The following is a 16,512-nucleotide window of genomic DNA, read 5'->3' as shown; positions in this document are numbered from 1 at the left end:
GCTGATGAACCCAGAGGCGGTGGACAGTCAGCTTTCGTGAGTCTTTTCATGCCTTTAGGCGAATCAGATGCAATATCGATTCCACTTAAGAGCTTGAGATTCATGAATAAATCGGCTGATGAAAACCCTGATTTTTACGCCTCGTTAACGAATTCGCTGGACAGCGCGAATCACTTTTGATTCATTGATGACATTCGGAGGTGGCGTATTCCGAATCACTTCACTCGCAGGGAATTCACGAGGGACCATTATATGGCGAGCACCGACGCGTATGGCGCGCCGGCGGGGACGCATTGCGAATCCGGTCGGAAAAGAAGGAAAGGCAAGCTTTCGGGCCATGTCAGTCTTCTTGCTGGTCCGGCCTATGGCAAGTTCATCTCAATCGAGCCTATCCTGCGACGCCTCGTTCCAGCGCTCATCATTATCTTTCTGATTATTCTCGGCGTAGCGCGCGTCTTTTCGATGCTGGCGTGGCGGGAAGATATCGAGCAACAGCATAAGGCATTTCTGTCGGCTGCAACCGCCAATCTTGCACAGATGATCGAACGTGTTGCCAACGGCACCGACGCGGGCGCACAGATCGCCGCGAAGGATATTCAGGACACAATAGCCGAGTTTCGTTCGCGTGGGCTGTCCTCGTCCGGCATGACGCTTGCCGTCATCGACCCGCAATCCTCCGTGGTCGCAATATCCGGCCCGATATCCGATCTGTCCGGCAAGCCGGTCGATACGATCCTTACCGAAGCGCAGCCGCTATTCCTGTTTGCAGAACGTGCAGGCGTGCTGAAAGTCATGCTGCAAGGCGAACCGGCTTTTGGCGCCTTGTCCAAGCCGATGACCCTGCCCTATTCCGTTATCGCCGTCGAACCGGAAAGCACGATCTTTGCGGAATGGCGCCGGGCAGTGTCGCTCAATGTGACGCTCTTCGCAGGCACAACCGGCGTGATGTTCGCCATCCTTTACGCCTATTTCAGCCAAGCGGCGCGAGCTCGCGAGGCCGACGACCTTTCCGGCCAGATCCAGCGCCGTATCGATCTGGCGCTGGGGCGCGGTCGCTGCGGCCTGTGGGATTGGGACATGGCACGCGGTCGCATTTACTGGTCGCGCTCCATGTATGAGATGCTGGGCTACGAAGCGCAGGATGCAGTGCTGCCTTTCGGCGATGTGGCTGCAATCATCAACACGGAAGATGGCGACCTCTATTCCATCGCCGAACAGGCTGCCGCGGGCGATATCTCGCACGTTGACCGCGTCTTCCGCATGCGCCATGCCGATGGTTCATGGGTGTGGATGCGCGTTCGCGCCGAGATCGCCAGCGAAGGCGATCTTCATCTGGTCGGCATTGCTTTCGACGTCAGCGAACAGCACCGCTTTGCGCAGCAGACGGCGGAAGCCGACATGCGCATCCGCGAAGCCATCGAGAATATTTCGGAAGCCTTCATCCTGTGGGATTCCAACAATCGCCTCGTCATGGCGAATTCCAAGTTCAGTGAATATGCTGGCCTTCCCGTCTGGACGCTGAAACCCGGCGTGCCGCGCAACGAAGTTGATGCCCATACACGCCCGTTCACTTTCGAACGCCGCATGGCCAATGAACATAACCGCGCCGGTGGTCAGACCTTTGAACGCCAGCTCAGCGATGGCCGCTGGCTCCAGGTCAACGAACGTCGCACGCAGGACGGCGGCCTTGTTTCCATTGGCACGGACATTACCCAGCTCAAATTGCATCAGGAACGTCTGGTCGACAGCGAACGCCGCCTGATGGCGACCATTCACGACCTGTCGATTGCGCGCAAAGGCGAACGGGACCGCGTGCGCGAGCTGTCCGAACTTGCCCGCAAATACGGTCAGGAAAAGGAACGCGCCGAGGCTGCGAACCGTGCCAAGTCCGAATTCCTCGCCAATATGTCTCACGAGCTGCGCACGCCGCTCAATGCGATCATCGGTTTCTCGGAAATGATCCAGGCAGGCACGTTCGGCCCGCTCGGTTCCGACCGTTACGAGGAATACATCAACGACATCCATACAAGCGGCAACTTCCTGCTTAATGTCATCAATGACATTCTCGACATGTCGAAGATTGAGGCCGGGCATTTCTCGCTCGACCGTGAGCAGATCGATCTCTGCCCGCTTATCAATGAAACGGTACGCATGATTTCGCTGCAGGCGGATGAGAAGAATATTGCGGTCAATACACGCATCGAAGAGGCAATGCAGCTCTATGCCGACCGGCGCGCGATCAAGCAGGTGCTCATAAACCTTCTCTCCAATGCGGTGAAGTTCACATCCTATGGCGGGCAGATCACGGTACGGGCGCGAAAGACCGGCTCAGCCCTCTTCATGACTATTCAGGATACCGGTGTCGGCATTCCAAAATCGGCAATCAAGAAAATCGGCCAGCCCTTCGAACAGGTGGAAAACCAGTTCACCAAGACCCATACCGGTTCCGGCCTCGGACTTGCCATCACCCGTTCACTGGCTGAGCTTCACGGCGGCTGGCTTCGCATTCGCTCAACCGAAGGCGTTGGCACCGTGGTTTCGGTCTGCATCCCTGATCGCAAGCCAGGTCATATAGGCAATCACAGCGCCGAAATTCACGCCGCCTGATTAGAACGGCTCCAGTTAAAAACAGAGCTGCTGGAGCCGCTCTAAGTCTTTGTTTCATCGCATTATCCCACGCAAAACCGCTTCGCACTTTTGCTGGAAATGCTCTAGATGTTCAAAAGCTTCTCAAAACTCGTACGCACGTCAACGGCGACTTCCGCCAGATGATGCTCGACGCGCTTTATGTCTGGCATGTCGGCCGCACGGCATAGCAGGTCGATCATGCCGGGTATGAATTCTTCACGTTTGGCATCGCTTCCAAGACACAGACGGATCGTCTGGCTCAGATTGGTATAGAGGCGATGGGCGCCGACAAGGCTATCGGCAAGCGCCGGATCAGCAAAAGACGGGTCGAGGGCCGAAAGGATTTCTTCTGTACCCAAGGGACGCGGTTTCCGGTCGAGCTTGTTTGCCAGCACGGCAAACTGGGCGATGAATTCCAGATCGACAATGCCGCCGGGCTTCAGCTTGAAATCCCAATCATCGGCAGGCGGCTTTTCCTGATAGATGAGGTCGCGCATCTCGCGCACATCCTTGGCGATCTTCTTCACGTCACGGGGAGAGACAAGAACCTCGTCGATCTCGCTTCTGATGTGATTCATAAACGCCTCGTCGCCATGAATCGGGCGCGCACGGGTCAAGGCCATGTGTTCCCATGTCCATGCTTCGCTGCGCTGATACTTGCTGAAGGATTCGATGTGGGTGGCAACCGGTCCCTTGTTGCCGGAAGGGCGCAGCCGCATATCGACTTCGTAGAGCACGCCCTCCGCCGTTGGCGCAGAAAGTGCCGCAATGAGCCGCTGGGTCAGGCGAATATAATATTGCGACGGAGCCAGCGGCTTTTCACCGTCTGATTCATCCGTCTCCTTGTCGTGATCGTAAAGCAGGATCAGATCGACATCCGAACCGGCGGTGAGTTCGCGACTGCCAAGCTTGCCCATAGCCAGAAGAGTCACCTTGGCGCCCTTAACCTTGCCGTGGCGTCGTTCCAGTTCGGCTTCGACAACCTCGAATGCCTTGCCGATCATCAGTTCAGCCAGATCGGAAAACGCGCGACCAGCGCGCACGCCATCAATGGCACTTGTGAGCAGGCGAATACCGATCAGAAAACGATGTTCGGCAGCGAAGATGCGCAGCCGGTCCAACACTTCCTCATAATCGGTCGCAGGTCCCAGAAACACGCGAAGGCGTTCTTCCAGATAGGCGCGTGTCGGCATTTCCGAGAAAATCGCCGGATCGAGCAAACCGTCAAAAACATGCGGGTTGCGCGTGATGATTTCGGCAAGCCGGGGGGCGGCGCTCATAATCATCACGAGAAGGTTCAGGAGACGGGGATTGGATTGCAACAGGCTGAAAAGCTGGATGCCCGCAGGCAGGCCCTTCAAAAAACCGTCAAAACGCAAGAGCGCTTCATCCGCGCGCTTGGTCTCGGCAAAAGCCTTGAGCAGAGCGGGCGTAAGCTCGGTCAGACGCTCGCGCGCTTCTGCCGATTGTGTGGCACGATAACGCCCGAAGTGCCACGTGCGGATCACGCGACATATATCGCTCGGGCGCTCATAGCCCATGGCCGCGAGCGTTTCCAGCGTGCCCGGATCATCCACATCGCCGGTAAAGACCAGATTGCCGGATGAGCTTCCAAGTTCGGGAGCCTGCTCGAACAGGGCCGCATAGTGCTTTTCAACGACCTTGAGCGCATCGAGAAAAACATCGGAAAAGGCCGCCGGATCAGCATAACCCATCATATGAGCGACACGCGCAAAGCCTTCATCGTCTTCCGGCAGAATATGCGTCTGCTCATCGGCAATCATCTGGATGCGATGCTCGACGTCACGAAGAAAATAATATTCCTTTGCCAAGGCATCGCGCGCCTTCTCGGTGATCCAGCCCCGCTCCGCCAGTCGTGCGAGCATCGGCACCGTCTGGTTGCCGCGCAATTCGGGAAATCGTCCGCCAGCGATGAGCTGCTGCGTCTGAACGAAGAATTCGATTTCGCGGATGCCGCCGCGTCCGAGCTTCACATTATGCCCGCGCACGGCAATATCGCCGTGGCCCTTGTGGGCGTGAATCTGGCGCTTGATCGAGTGCACGTCTGCAATGGCTGCATAGTCGAGATACTTGCGCCAGACATAGGGGGAGAGCTCCGCCAGCACCTGCTTTCCGGATTCGCGGTCCCCCGCAACGGGCCGGGCCTTGATCATGGCTGCGCGTTCCCAGTTCTGGCCGCGCCCTTCGTAATAATGAAGTGCTGCACCGACAGGAATGGCCAGCGGCGTGGAACCGGGGTCCGGACGCAGGCGAAGATCAACGCGGAAGACATAGCCATCGCCGGTGCGATCCTGCAGGATGCGGACAAGGCGGCGCGTCAGCCGTGAAAAAGTTTCGACGCATTCATACGGATCGCCGATGGCCGGTCTGGTTTCATCGATGAAGACGATGAGATCAATATCGGACGAATAATTGAGTTCACGCGCACCGAACTTGCCCATGCCGAGAACAATCCAGCCGCTGTCCTTGTCAGGCTGGTTTCGGTCAGGAAGTTTGATCTTGCCCGCATTATCTGCATCAAGCAGCAGAAACCGGACGGCAGCGCCGGTGCAGGCCTCCGCCAGATCAGTGAGCCAGCCCGTCGTTGCTTCCGTATTGAAAATGCCAGCGAGATCGCAAAGCGCGATAAGAACATGCGCCTCACGTTTCAGAACACGCAGGCTGGTCATGAGGGAGGCTTCCGTCACGTCTGCACTTGCAGCACTGACCGAGATTTCAGCCAGAATATCATGTAGTGCAGCCTCCGGCGCCTTGGCGACGATGCGATCAAGAATACGCGGATGACGGATCAGCGCTTCGCGAATGAATGGAGAAAGATCGAGAACGGCGGAGAAGAAACTTTCAGCTTCCGCCTTTTTCAACAAGGCTACGACACTTGTAAGTTCCTCTTCTCCGGCGCGCGCCGCAAGGTCGGCCAGGAAGGTTTCCGCCCTTGCGGGATCAAGCGGCGTCAAAGCACGGATCTCTCTCTCGAAGAATAGTGCCGTTGCGTGTTCTGCCGCCATGATCCCCTCTTAAGTCACGCCATTATTCGACCTTGTCCGATGGCAACGGGAACTCCAGCACGGCGCGCAGGCCCGGATCATTGCCTTCAAGACGAAGTGCGCCACCGTGCAATTTCATCACAGCCTTGGCAAGACTTAAACCGAGTCCCGAGCCCGGCTGTGTGCGGCTTTCCTCAAGACGGACAAAACGTTCCGTTGCCTGTTCGCGTTTTTCTTCAGGAATACCGGGACCGTTATCGGCAACGATGATGCGGACCCAGTTCGGATCACGTTCCATCGAAAGACTCACGGTCGCGGTCCGCTCATCACCACCCGCATATTTAATTGCATTGTCCACGAGATTGGAAATCGTCTGCCCGACCAGTTCGCGATTGATATGAAGCGCAACTTCATCGAGATCGCCAAGTGTCAGGTTCACGCCCACGTCCTCGGCAACGGGCTCATACATTTCGGCCACGTCGCGAAGGATCGGCGCTACCGGCATATTCTCCAGACTTTCGGACGAATAACCTGCTTCAAGACGCGAAATCATCAGGATCGCGTTGAAGGTCCGGATCAGTTGATCCGACTCGCCAATGATATCTTCAAGCGCTTCACGATATTCAGGCCCCGCCTTCTTGCCGGAAAGAGCTTCTTCCGCGCGGTTACGCAGACGCGTCAGCGGCGTTTTAAGATCATGTGCGATGTTATCGGAGACCTGTTTCAGCCCCTCGTTCAATTCCAGAATTTTGCCGAGCATGACGTTGAGATTGCTTGACAGGCGATCGAACTCGTCACCGGAGCCATTGACCGGAAGCCTCCCGGTCAAGTCGCCATCCATAATGCGCTGCGACGCGCGCGAAACTTCATCAATGCGCTTCAATGCACGGCGCCCGACTACCAGCCAGATCAAGAGCGCGCCAACACCCATGATGCCCAGCGCCAGCATCAGCGACTGGCGAATAACATCGCGGAACCGTTCTGGTTCACCCAGATCGCGCCCGACCAGAAGCCGCATGCCGTTCGGCAATGCAATAACGACTGCAATGGCGCGATGTTCCGTTTCCGTGCCCTGCTCGCCATAGCGCCGATATTTGAACCCGCGCTCGATAACGCCATCGGTGTCCAGAACACCGGGTTCTACGCTTTCAACATTGCCTGCAAGGATGCGGCCTGTCGGGTCGGCCACCAGATAGAGGTAAGCACCTGGCTGGCGTGAACGATAGTCGATTGTGCGCACGAGCTGCGGGATGCCGCCTCGCGCATAGCTTTTGCCGATGCTGCCGACTTCTTCGCCCAGCGACTGCTGGGTCTGCGCTGCCAGCATGGAGGCCGATAAATTGGTCATGTAGAAAACCAACGCTATCGCACCCACGATGAAGAGCAGCAGATAGAGCGTTGATAGTCGAACAGCGGTTGTGCGCATGAGCGCTGAGAAGCGGCTCATCAATCCACCTTGGCGGCTGCAGATTGTTTCGCTCGCCCTGCCTTCAACATGTAACCGGCGCCACGCACAGTATGAAGCAGCGGACCGTCAAAGCCCTTCTCGATTTTCGAACGCAGCCGCGAGATATGCACGTCGATCACATTGGTCTGCGGATCGAAGTGATAATCCCAGACGTTTTCAAGCAACATCGTGCGCGTGACGACCTGTCCGGCATGGCGCATCAGATATTCGAGAAGACGAAACTCGCGGGGCTGAAGCGTTATATCTACATCCTGACGGCGCGCAGTATGCGCAAGCCGGTCAAGCTCCAGATCACCGACGCGGTAGATCGTGTCCGCCTCACGCGGGCTGGAACGACGCTGCAGGACCTCGACGCGAGCCAACAGTTCGGAAAATGCATAGGGTTTGGTCAGGTAGTCGTCACCACCGGCGCGCAAGCCCGTGACGCGGTCATCCACTTCGCCGAGCGCGGAAAGGATCAGGACCGGGGTTTCCATACCCCTGGCGCGCAGACCAGCCACGACGGACAAGCCATCGCGCTTTGGCAGCATACGGTCGACTACGAGGACATCGTAGCTTCCATTCTCGGCCAGCGTATAGCCGGTTTCGCCGTCTCCGGCGATATCGGCGGAATGTCCGGCCTCGGTGAAGGCCTTCTCCAGATAGCGGGCCGCTTCGCGGTCATCTTCAATAACGAGAATCTTCATGGCGCTACTTATAATACCGTTTGATGATAAGGCGATGCCAGGCGGAGAACCGCCTGGCATCGAATAGCTCAGAGCCTTAAGGGGCTGCCGGTCATCATCCCTGATCGATCGGCAGGGCCACAAAGCGGCTCTGATCGTTGCTCTGCAATTGCAGCAGCACTGCCTTGCGACCCGACTTGGCGGCTTCGCTGATGGCGTTGTTGATATCCTTGGCGCTCTTCACCGTCTGGTTATTGACGCTCATGATGATATCGCCGGAACGGATACCGCGATCGGAGGCATCGCTGTCGGGATCGACATCGGTTACCACTACGCCGTTACCGTCTTCGGACGGGGTCACGGTCAGGCCATAGGAGTCGAGGGTCTCGTTCTGACCACCGCCATTGTCGCCCAAGGCGCTGGCTGCCTTGCCGAGATCGCCCGGCATCGCTTCAATGGTGATATCGACTTCCTCGGCCTTGTTCTTGCGCCAGACGGTGAGTGCCGCCTTTTCGCCAGGAACAATGCCAGCAACCTTGCGTGCCAGATCGCGCGGATCCTGCACGGTTTCGCCATTGACAGCCGTGATCACATCACCGGACTGGATGCCCGCCTTGGCAGCAGGACCGTCCTTCTGCGGCGACGCAACGATTGCACCCTTCTCTTCGGCAAGGCCGAGCGAAGCAGCAATATCCTTCGTCACCGGCTGAATCTGAACACCGATCCAGCCACGTTCCACCGAGCCCTTCTTGATGAGCTGGTCAACAACCTGCTTAGCGGTCGAGGCTGGGATTGCGAAGGCAATGCCCACGCTGCCGCCCGAAGGCGAGAAGATGGCGGTGTTGATGCCGATCACCTGACCAGACAGGTTGAAGGCCGGACCACCGGAATTACCCTTGTTCACAGCCGCGTCGATCTGGATGAAGTCATCGTAAGGACCGGCGCCGATATCACGGCCACGAGCCGATACAATACCCGACGTCACCGTGCCGCCAAGGCCGAACGGGTTGCCGACAGCCACGACCCAGTCGCCGACGCGAATCTTGTTGTCATCGCCAAATGCAACATAGGTGAACTTCTGCTTCGGATCGTTGACCTTCAGCACCGCCAGATCTGTGCGCGGATCGGTGCCGATCAGCTTCGCGTCAAGTTCCGTGCCGTCATCCATGACAACGCTATATGCATCGCCATCGGAAACGACGTGATTGTTGGTTACGACATAGCCGTCTTCGGAAATGAAGAAGCCGGAACCCTGAGCGACCGGACGTTCATGACCGGGGCGCGGGCCACGCTTGCCGGGGCCGCGGCGATCCGGGCGAGCGTCGGGACGTGCATCGCCACGCGGGTCCATGCCGAAATCACGGAAGAAGCGCTTCAGCGGATGATCGTCCGGAAGCTGATCAAACCCGGGAGGGCCCGAGAACTGGCCACTGCCACCGCGATCAGCAGTTTGCTGCACGTCCTTCTTTACACGAACGCTGACGACAGCCGGACGAACCTTCTCAACAAGATCGGCAAAACCCGCAGCCTGCGGTGGTGGCGTTACCTGCACGGCTTCCGCGCGGGCGTCATTGAGCGCACCGAGCGGGCCGGTCGCGACAAAACCACCGGCGAGAACAGCCGATAGTGCAATCGCGGCAACGCCTTTGCGATAGTTGGAAATCCTGGCTCTGGACATTTATTTCTCCTTACGAGCAGCAATCCGGCCGTCCCTGATCCTTCAGGAAACGTGGACCTGTGAAACCTTTATAGAGCGTAAGATAGTCAGGGCTACCTTACCGCTCCGTTTCCACAACATGAAAGTTTCGTAAGGTTACGAATAACAACCGCAGGCGACCAGCGCTTATTTTCCGTCCAGCAGACGCGCGAGTTCCACCTTTTCGCTTTCGGTGAGCGGTTTAGGCGCTTCGCCTGCCTGTTTGCGTCCGCGAAAGGCAACAACCAGCGCGACCGCACCGATCAGAAGCACGGCGACAGGAAAGCCCCACAGAAGCACTGTGCGCGCATTGAGACGCGGCTTCAGAAGCACGAATTCGCCGTAACGGTCGACGATGAAATCCATGACCTGTTCGTCGCTATCGCCTTCTTTCAGCCGGTCACGGACGAGAACGCGAAGATCGCGGGCAAGCTCGGCATTGGAATCGTCGATGGATTCGTTCTGGCAGACCATGCAGCGCAGTTCGCCGGAAATGGTTCGGGCGCGCTTTTCAAGCGCCGGATCGGACAGGACTTCATCCGGATTGACTGCGAACGCCGCCGTCCCTTGAATAGCCAGAGCAGCACCGAGCAGGAGCGCCGCAAATGCCGAGCGCTTTCTCATGCTGTGGCCTCCGCTTCTTTCGACGCGGACTTGCGACTGCGCGAAGGTGCGCCAACCCGCAGGCGACGATCTGCAAGGGAAAACAGCGCACCCACCATCATCACGAGAGCGCCATACCAGATGAGTGTCACGTCAGGCTTCCACCAGATGCGAACGACGGCTGATCCATCGCCCGGTTCATCGCCAAGCGCGACATAGACCTGACTGAACCACAGGGTTTTGATGCCCGATTCAGTTGTTGGCATCTGGCGTGCTGGGAAAAAGCGCTTGGACGGCTCAATCTGCCCGAGACTGCGCGAGCTGGAATCGAGCAGCGTGAAAGTGCCCCGGTTTTCGGTGAAATTCGAACCGGTCAGCGGGCGCAGGCCGTCGAAGCGAAGTGTGTAATTCTGCACCTTGGCCGTGTCGCCCGGACGCATGATCAACACATTCTCAGTGCCAAACGTGGTCACGCTCACAATACCGAGCAGCGTTACGCCAAGCCCGATATGGGCGAGCGCCGTGCCAAAGACCGAACGTGGCAAACCCTTGAAGCGCGCAACTGCCTTGCCAGCGGATACCTTGCCGATGCCAGACTTGAGAACAAGATCCGTCAGGCTGCCGAAAATCAGCCATACGGCAAGCCCGATACCGCAGGCAGCGAGAACCGATTTCGCCGATGTGCTCCACAGAACGATCGCCGCAGCCAGAAGCGAGAGCGCGAAAGCTGTCATCAGCCGCTGCGACACGCCGTAAAGATCACCGCGTTTCCAGGCGAGCAGCGGGCCGAAGGGAACCGCAAAAAGAAGCGGGATCATCAGCGGACCGAACGTCATGTTGAAGAACGGTGCGCCGACGGAAATCTTGTCGCCGGTCATCACTTCCAGCAGCAGCGGGTAGAGCGTACCGATCAGCACAGTTGCGGCAGCGGTCGTCAGAAACAGATTGTTGAAGACGAGCGCGCCTTCGCGCGAAATCGGGTGGAAGATGCCGCCTGCCGTCAGGCTCTGCACGCGAAATGCGAAAAGCGACAGCGATCCGCCAATGAAAATTGCAAGGATCGCCAGAATGAAAAGACCGCGCCCCGGATCGGTGGCGAAGCTGTGAACCGAGGTCAGAACACCGGAGCGGACAAGGAATGTACCAAGCAGCGACAGCGAGAAAGTGAGGATCGCAAGCAGCACGGTCCAGATTTTCAGCGCCGAGCGTTTTTCCATCACGAGAGCCGAATGAAGCAATGCGGTGCCGACCAGCCACGGCATGAACGAAGCGTTTTCGACCGGGTCCCAGAACCACCAGCCGCCCCAGCCAAGCTCGTAATAGGCCCAGTAAGAACCCATGGCGATGCCACCAGTCAGGAACATCCAGGCCACGAGGGCCCACGGACGTACCCAGCGCGCCCATGCAGCATCGAGACGCCCCTCGAGCAGTGCCGCTACGGCAAAGGAAAAGCATACCGAAAAACCGACATAGCCGAGATAGAGCAGCGGCGGATGGATCGCGAGACCGATATCCTGAAGGATCGGATTGAGATCGCCGCCCTCCATCGGAGCCGGAAAAATGCGGGTGAACGGGTTCGAGGTGAACACAATGAATGCCAGAAATGCGACACCGATCCAGCCCTGCACGGCAAGGACATTGGCGCGCAATGTTTCAGGCAGATTGCCAGAAAATGCAGCGACCAGCGCACTGAAAAAGGTGAGAATGAACACCCACAGCAGCATTGAGCCTTCGTGATTGCCCCAGACGCCCGTGATTTTGTAGAGGAGCGGCTTTTGCGAATGCGAGTTCTCAACCACGTTCAGGACCGAGAAATCCGACACGACATAGGCATGGACAAGCACCGCCGATGCAAGGCAGATCAACGCGAAGACTGCAATTGCCGTCGGCGCCGCGACTGACATGAGCTGCGTATCCCGGCGATGCGCACCAACCACCGGCACGATCGATTGGACAATCGACAGGGCCAGTGCCAGAACCAGAGCGAAATGGCCGATCTCGACACTCATCTGCAGTCTCCATCAAGCATTTCGTATCGGACCACCGGTCCGATACGAAATGCCCTAGTTTTTATTTGCCTTCCCAGACGCCCTTTTCCTTCAGGCTGTCGGCAAGGTCCTTGGGAACGTAATTCTCATCGTGCTTCGCCAGCACATTATCGGCGCGGAACATGCCATCGTGTCCGAAGCGCCCTTCGGCGACAACGCCCTGCCCTTCGCGGAAGAGATCAGGCGGAATACCCTCGAACACGACCTTCACGGTCTTGATCGTATCGGTCACTGTAAAGCGCAGCTCGCTGCCCTCGCGGCTGACGGACCCTTGCTCGACGAGGCCACCGAGACGGAACCGCGAGCCGGAGGCCATATCCTGTTCCGTCAGGTCGGCAGGTGTACGGAAGAAGCGAATGTCCTGACTAAAGGCCATCAGCATCAATCCAACCGCTACGGCCAGAACCGCCAGTGCGCCGCCGATCAGGAACAGGCGCTTGCGCTTTCTTTGGCTGACGGTTCGGGCAAAATTACCCGCCGGTTTGGCACCACGTGCGTTGTCTTCTGCGGTCGCGCTCATTTTTGTGCGTTCCCTGTCTCCAGTCCAAGACCGGCTGCGAAACTCTGCAAGTTCGTCCGGCTTTCGCCCTGAAGGGCTGTCATGCCGCGATTGAGAGCGTCCAGCGCTGCATCGCGACGGTTGAGGATCATATAGGAGCGCACGAGACGCTTCCAGCCTTCGACATCCCCACTATTCTGGCGAAGACTTTCATCAAGACGTTGAACCATGCCTTCGATCATCGCCTGCCGGTCCTCCGGGCTGAGCGACGAAGCGGCATCGACATCATCCGCTGTCGGCCCTTTCGGCTGCTGTTCACCGTTGGAAGCAGGGTTACGAAGCCGGGCGATAGCCTGTTCGATCTGACCGCGCCACGGCGCATCGGCCGGCGCCTTGTCGAGGAACGCCTGCAGGCGATTGGCGGCTATATCCATACGACCGTCCTGCATCTCGCCCTGTGCGAGGTAGAACTGCGGGCGAACATCATTCGGTTCGAGATCGGCAGCTTTCTTGAAAAAGCCTTCAGCCTCGGCGGTCACGGTGCCGCCCGAAGCGGTTGCCAGTGCTTCACCCAATCCCAAAACGCGTGGGAAATTCTCACCGGCGATGCGAATGGAGCTGCGATAGGCATTGACGGCATCAGCGGCGCGACCAAGCCGCAGATAGATCGGCGCCAGCACGTCCCATCCACGCACATCGCCCGGATTTTGCGCCAGATGCGCTTCGGCACGCGCTACCAGTTCATCGACAGAGCCGCGATCCGCACTGGCCGAAAGCCGTTCGGCGAGCGGCATGGAAGGCATGTCAGGTTTGCCGAAAAGCGGATAGATGCCCCAGGCGATCAGCGGCACTGCAAGCACGGCGATGAAAGCCAGCATCCGGCCCGGCACTGCCTTGCCCGCGGCTTCCGCAGCTTCCTTGCCGGACTTTTCAGCATTCAAAATGCGACGCGAGATTTCGATGCGTGCCTGTTCGGCGCTCTGCGGGTCGATCATGCCGCGTGCAGCGTCGGCTTCGACCTCGCGCAACTGATCCCGATAGACCTCAAGATCGTTCTTTTCAGCGGGCAAGAATGCCTGCTTGCGCCGCGTGAGAGGCAACAAAACAGCCAGAGTGGCTGCCAATGTCAGTAATGCTGCAATAAGCCAGAATCCCATGGCTACGACTTAAGCGCAGCCAAGGGAAAAACCAACTACTACCTGCAGTAAGTTGCTACCTAGGGCAATTCGCCGCAAAGGTAGGACGCGAGAGTTACGTCAGAGGAGTCCAGCTGCCGTCTGGATTGCGACATGCTGTTCCACGGGAAGTCTGCTGCGACCCGCCGATGTTGAAGCTGTGCGAATACTGGCGGCAATTCTGAGAGCCGACCTGATAAGGCTGCGCCGCCGTCACGTCGCCGGAATTCGACCCGCTCCCGCTCCAGGATACGGCCTTGCCTGCCGGTGAATATTCAAGCGCACGATATTCAGCCTCAAGGGCCTTCTTGCGGTCGGCTGCGTTCAGCTGATTTGCGGCGCTGCCAAGGAGACCGTTTCCAAGAGACGTCAACAGGCTGGTTTCGGGCTTCTGTGCCGTAGAACCACCGCCCAGCGAAGCAAGACCAGTGCCCTTGCCGGTCGTGCCACAGGCTGACAATGCGAGCGCCACGGCAAGCATCATCGAAGCGACTGAAACTGGGTGAGAAAACCTGGATACCATCATCATAACAACCGGCCTTCATGAACAATTAGCATGCACACTATATCGGCATGTGACTTTTTCAGTTTATCTTCTAGTTGGCTTTCGACCAAAAACAACCTTCAATCTTCCGTCAGCGGCAACACGATCCGAACACCCAATCCACCAAACGCACTCTTGCCCAGATGCAGGCTGCCGCCATATTCGCGAACGGTATCCTGCACGATTGCCAGCCCAAGCCCCGTTCCCGGTTTTGTTTCATCGACGCGGCTGCCGCGCTTCAGCGCTGCCTCGATACTGTCTGATGCCAGACCTGGACCGTCATCTTCTATCAGGACTTCAAACTGCCGTTGCTCCCCAGAAATAGGGGCAAGCCCGATATTGATACGTTTGCGGCCCCATTTGCCCGCATTCTCCAGCAGATTCCCGACGATCTCTTCCAGATCTTCCCTTTCGCCAGCAAAGACCGCATTGGGCAGTTCATTCCTGAAGTTAACGCTGAAAGCCGGATTGAGTTTCGCCGTGACGCGCTGCATGCGTTCGAGAACCGGCGTCACAGGTGTACGGAACACCACACTGTCACGCTGCGCGGCAATGCGCGCGCGCTGCAGATAGTGCTGTATCTGCACCTGCATCGCCTCGCTCTGTTCCTGAACAATGCGTCCATGTTCACCACCCATGTTTCGTGCTTCATTGACCAGCACGGAAAGGGGGGTTTTGAGAGAATGTGCAAGATTGCCGACCTGTGTTCGCGAACGCTCGACAATGCGCCGATTGTTCTCGATGAGCGCGTTCATTTCGGTTGCGAGCGGCGCGATTTCGACAGGTAGCGATGCGTCGAGCTTTGACGAGCGCCCCTCGCGAATATCAGCCAGCGCCAGACGCACTTTGTCGAGCGGACGCAGGCCGAACAGAATCACAGCGGCATTAATGAGAATACTGCCGATACCGAAGATCGCCAGATAGGTCGTGAGGCTGGTTCTGAAATCGGATATCTCCTTCAGGACCTCGCTGAGGTTGCCCATGACACGAAAACGCGCAATGCGATTGGCATTATCCAGCACCACTTCGGTCTCAACGATAAAAAGCTCCTCGCCATTGAGGCCGGGCAAGGTGTAGCTGCGCATGAACGAGCTGTCGAACGGTGCCTGCGTGATCGGCATTTCCGGCACGATGCGCCCGATGAGCGACGGCGATTGCAGCTTTCCGGTTAGGTTCGGCGTGACGGGATCGACAGACCAGTACCAGCCGGAGAGCGGGCTGGAATAGCGCAATTCTCCCAGTTCCGGACGTCCCTGCAGCACGCCTTCACCCGACGTGCTGACCGCACCGACCAGACTGAACAGGTGAGCAGTCAACAGGCGTTCAAAATTGCTGCGTGCCGCATCGCCATACAGTGACCCGATGAAAGTGGCCACCACCACAAGCGCCACGATGACCCAGATCGTCGAAAGCGTGACGACGCGGACCGCGAGCGAACGCAAGGGAGGAAAGACGCGAAGAAGCTTCAGCTGTCGTTGCCTTTCGTTTCGCTCTCAATCTCCCCTCCGGAGCGGATGCGATAGCCCATGCCGCGCACCGTCTCGATCAGGTCCACACCCATCTTTTTGCGAAGACGGCCGACAAAGACTTCAATCGTATTGGAATCGCGGTCGAAATCCTGATCGTAGAGATGCTCGACCAGTTCGGTACGCGAGACCACCTCGTCCATATGGTGCATCAGATAGGACAGAAGCCGGTATTCGTGTGAGGTGAGCTTGAGGGCAACGCCGTTGACACTTGCCTTCGACGTTTTCGTATCGAGATAGAGCGGCCCGCAGACGAGTTCCGACGAAGCATGACCCGCGGCACGGCGGATCAGGGCGCGTAGCCGCGCCAGCACTTCCTCGATATGGAAAGGTTTGGCCACATAGTCGTCGGCACCGGCGTCGATACCGGCAACCTTGTCGCTCCAGCGATCGCGGGCGGTGAGCATGAGAACGGGCATGGCACGCCCGCTGCGCCGCCAGCGCTCCACGACACTGATGCCGTCCATGCGCGGCAGGCCGATGTCGAGCACCACGGCATCATAAGGCTCGGTATCGCCGAGATAATGCCCTTCTTCGCCGTCATAGGCGCGGTCGACCACATAACCGGCAGCAGCCATCGCTTCGGAAAGCTGCCGGTTCAGGTCCTTGTCGTCTTCAACTATCAGGATACGCAAGCGGACATTCTCCCCTCAAT

The 16,512-nt window shown here is 58.0% G+C and carries 12 protein-coding genes; 1 reads left to right on the top strand and 11 read right to left on the bottom strand.

Going from position 1 to position 16,512, the window contains the following annotated elements; translation table 11 throughout:
- Positions 1-252: 252 nt before the first annotated feature.
- Positions 253-2,607 (top strand): ATP-binding protein, encoded by a 2,355-nt coding sequence (locus KWJ32_RS19790; protein ID WP_040129550.1) that lies wholly within the window; start codon positions 253-255, stop codon positions 2,605-2,607.
- Between the two features lie 104 nt (positions 2,608-2,711).
- On the opposite strand, the gene KWJ32_RS19785 is transcribed toward KWJ32_RS19790, so the two are convergent.
- From KWJ32_RS19785 to KWJ32_RS19735, 11 genes are all read right to left on the bottom strand, one after another.
- The gene (locus KWJ32_RS19785; protein WP_256886185.1) at positions 2,712-5,654 is read right to left on the bottom strand and encodes a bifunctional [glutamine synthetase] adenylyltransferase/[glutamine synthetase]-adenylyl-L-tyrosine phosphorylase; all 2,943 of its coding nucleotides are present in this window, start codon (positions 5,652-5,654) and stop codon (positions 2,712-2,714) included.
- A 22-nt stretch (positions 5,655-5,676) separates the two neighbouring features.
- Positions 5,677-7,083 (bottom strand): HAMP domain-containing sensor histidine kinase, encoded by a 1,407-nt coding sequence (locus KWJ32_RS19780; protein WP_029376305.1) that lies wholly within the window; start codon positions 7,081-7,083, stop codon positions 5,677-5,679.
- On the bottom strand, positions 7,080-7,787 hold the full coding sequence (locus tag KWJ32_RS19775) for a response regulator transcription factor (RefSeq protein WP_010661601.1): 708 nt from the start codon (positions 7,785-7,787) through the stop codon (positions 7,080-7,082). The genes KWJ32_RS19780 and KWJ32_RS19775 overlap by 4 nt, the downstream gene beginning before the upstream one ends.
- 94 nt (positions 7,788-7,881) lie before the next feature.
- Positions 7,882-9,444 (bottom strand): Do family serine endopeptidase, encoded by a 1,563-nt coding sequence (locus KWJ32_RS19770; protein ID WP_029925303.1) that lies wholly within the window; start codon positions 9,442-9,444, stop codon positions 7,882-7,884.
- A gap of 165 nt (positions 9,445-9,609) precedes the next feature.
- Complete coding sequence (locus tag KWJ32_RS19765; protein WP_012092441.1) at positions 9,610-10,086, bottom strand: cytochrome c-type biogenesis protein; 477 nt, start codon at positions 10,084-10,086, stop codon at positions 9,610-9,612.
- Complete coding sequence (locus tag KWJ32_RS19760; protein WP_010661598.1) at positions 10,083-12,074, bottom strand: heme lyase CcmF/NrfE family subunit; 1,992 nt, start codon at positions 12,072-12,074, stop codon at positions 10,083-10,085. Before KWJ32_RS19760 ends, KWJ32_RS19765 begins: the two co-directional genes overlap by 4 nt.
- 61 nt (positions 12,075-12,135) lie before the next feature.
- Positions 12,136-12,633 (bottom strand): cytochrome c maturation protein CcmE, encoded by a 498-nt coding sequence (gene ccmE, locus KWJ32_RS19755; RefSeq protein WP_256886184.1) that lies wholly within the window; start codon positions 12,631-12,633, stop codon positions 12,136-12,138.
- The gene (gene ccmI / locus KWJ32_RS19750; RefSeq protein ID WP_043062632.1) at positions 12,630-13,769 is read right to left on the bottom strand and encodes a c-type cytochrome biogenesis protein CcmI; all 1,140 of its coding nucleotides are present in this window, start codon (positions 13,767-13,769) and stop codon (positions 12,630-12,632) included. The genes ccmE and ccmI overlap by 4 nt, the downstream gene beginning before the upstream one ends.
- Before the next feature lie 94 nt (positions 13,770-13,863).
- Positions 13,864-14,316, bottom strand: coding sequence for a membrane protein (locus tag KWJ32_RS19745; protein ID WP_029376304.1), 453 nt, complete (start codon positions 14,314-14,316; stop codon positions 13,864-13,866).
- 95 nt (positions 14,317-14,411) lie between these two features.
- Complete coding sequence (locus tag KWJ32_RS19740) at positions 14,412-15,722, bottom strand: HAMP domain-containing sensor histidine kinase (protein WP_256886213.1); 1,311 nt, start codon at positions 15,720-15,722, stop codon at positions 14,412-14,414.
- A gap of 74 nt (positions 15,723-15,796) precedes the next feature.
- The gene (locus KWJ32_RS19735) at positions 15,797-16,492 is read right to left on the bottom strand and encodes a response regulator transcription factor (protein WP_109987928.1); all 696 of its coding nucleotides are present in this window, start codon (positions 16,490-16,492) and stop codon (positions 15,797-15,799) included.
- Between the last annotated feature and the right edge of the window lie 20 nt (positions 16,493-16,512).

It is taken from the genome of Ochrobactrum sp. BTU2, assembly GCF_024539785.1.
Lineage (GTDB): Bacteria > Pseudomonadota > Alphaproteobacteria > Rhizobiales > Rhizobiaceae > Brucella > Brucella anthropi.
The sequence above is the reverse complement of the archived record's forward strand: the minus strand, read 5'-3'. Positions and strand labels throughout refer to the sequence as shown.

Coding starts and splice junctions, on each gene's coding strand:
- KWJ32_RS19785 (WP_256886185.1), bottom strand. CDS start 5,654: ATGGCGGCAGAACACGCAACGGCACTATTCTTCGAGAGAGAGATCCGT.
- ccmE (WP_256886184.1), bottom strand. CDS start 12,633: ATGAGCGCGACCGCAGAAGACAACGCACGTGGTGCCAAACCGGCGGGT.
- KWJ32_RS19765 (WP_012092441.1), bottom strand. CDS start 10,086: ATGAGAAAGCGCTCGGCATTTGCGGCGCTCCTGCTCGGTGCTGCTCTG.
- KWJ32_RS19775 (WP_010661601.1), bottom strand. CDS start 7,787: ATGAAGATTCTCGTTATTGAAGATGACCGCGAAGCGGCCCGCTATCTG.
- KWJ32_RS19770 (WP_029925303.1), bottom strand. CDS start 9,444: ATGTCCAGAGCCAGGATTTCCAACTATCGCAAAGGCGTTGCCGCGATT.
- KWJ32_RS19745 (WP_029376304.1), bottom strand. CDS start 14,316: ATGATGATGGTATCCAGGTTTTCTCACCCAGTTTCAGTCGCTTCGATG.
- ccmI (WP_043062632.1), bottom strand. CDS start 13,769: ATGGGATTCTGGCTTATTGCAGCATTACTGACATTGGCAGCCACTCTG.
- KWJ32_RS19760 (WP_010661598.1), bottom strand. CDS start 12,074: ATGAGTGTCGAGATCGGCCATTTCGCTCTGGTTCTGGCACTGGCCCTG.
- KWJ32_RS19790 (WP_040129550.1), top strand. CDS start 253: ATGGCGAGCACCGACGCGTATGGCGCGCCGGCGGGGACGCATTGCGAA.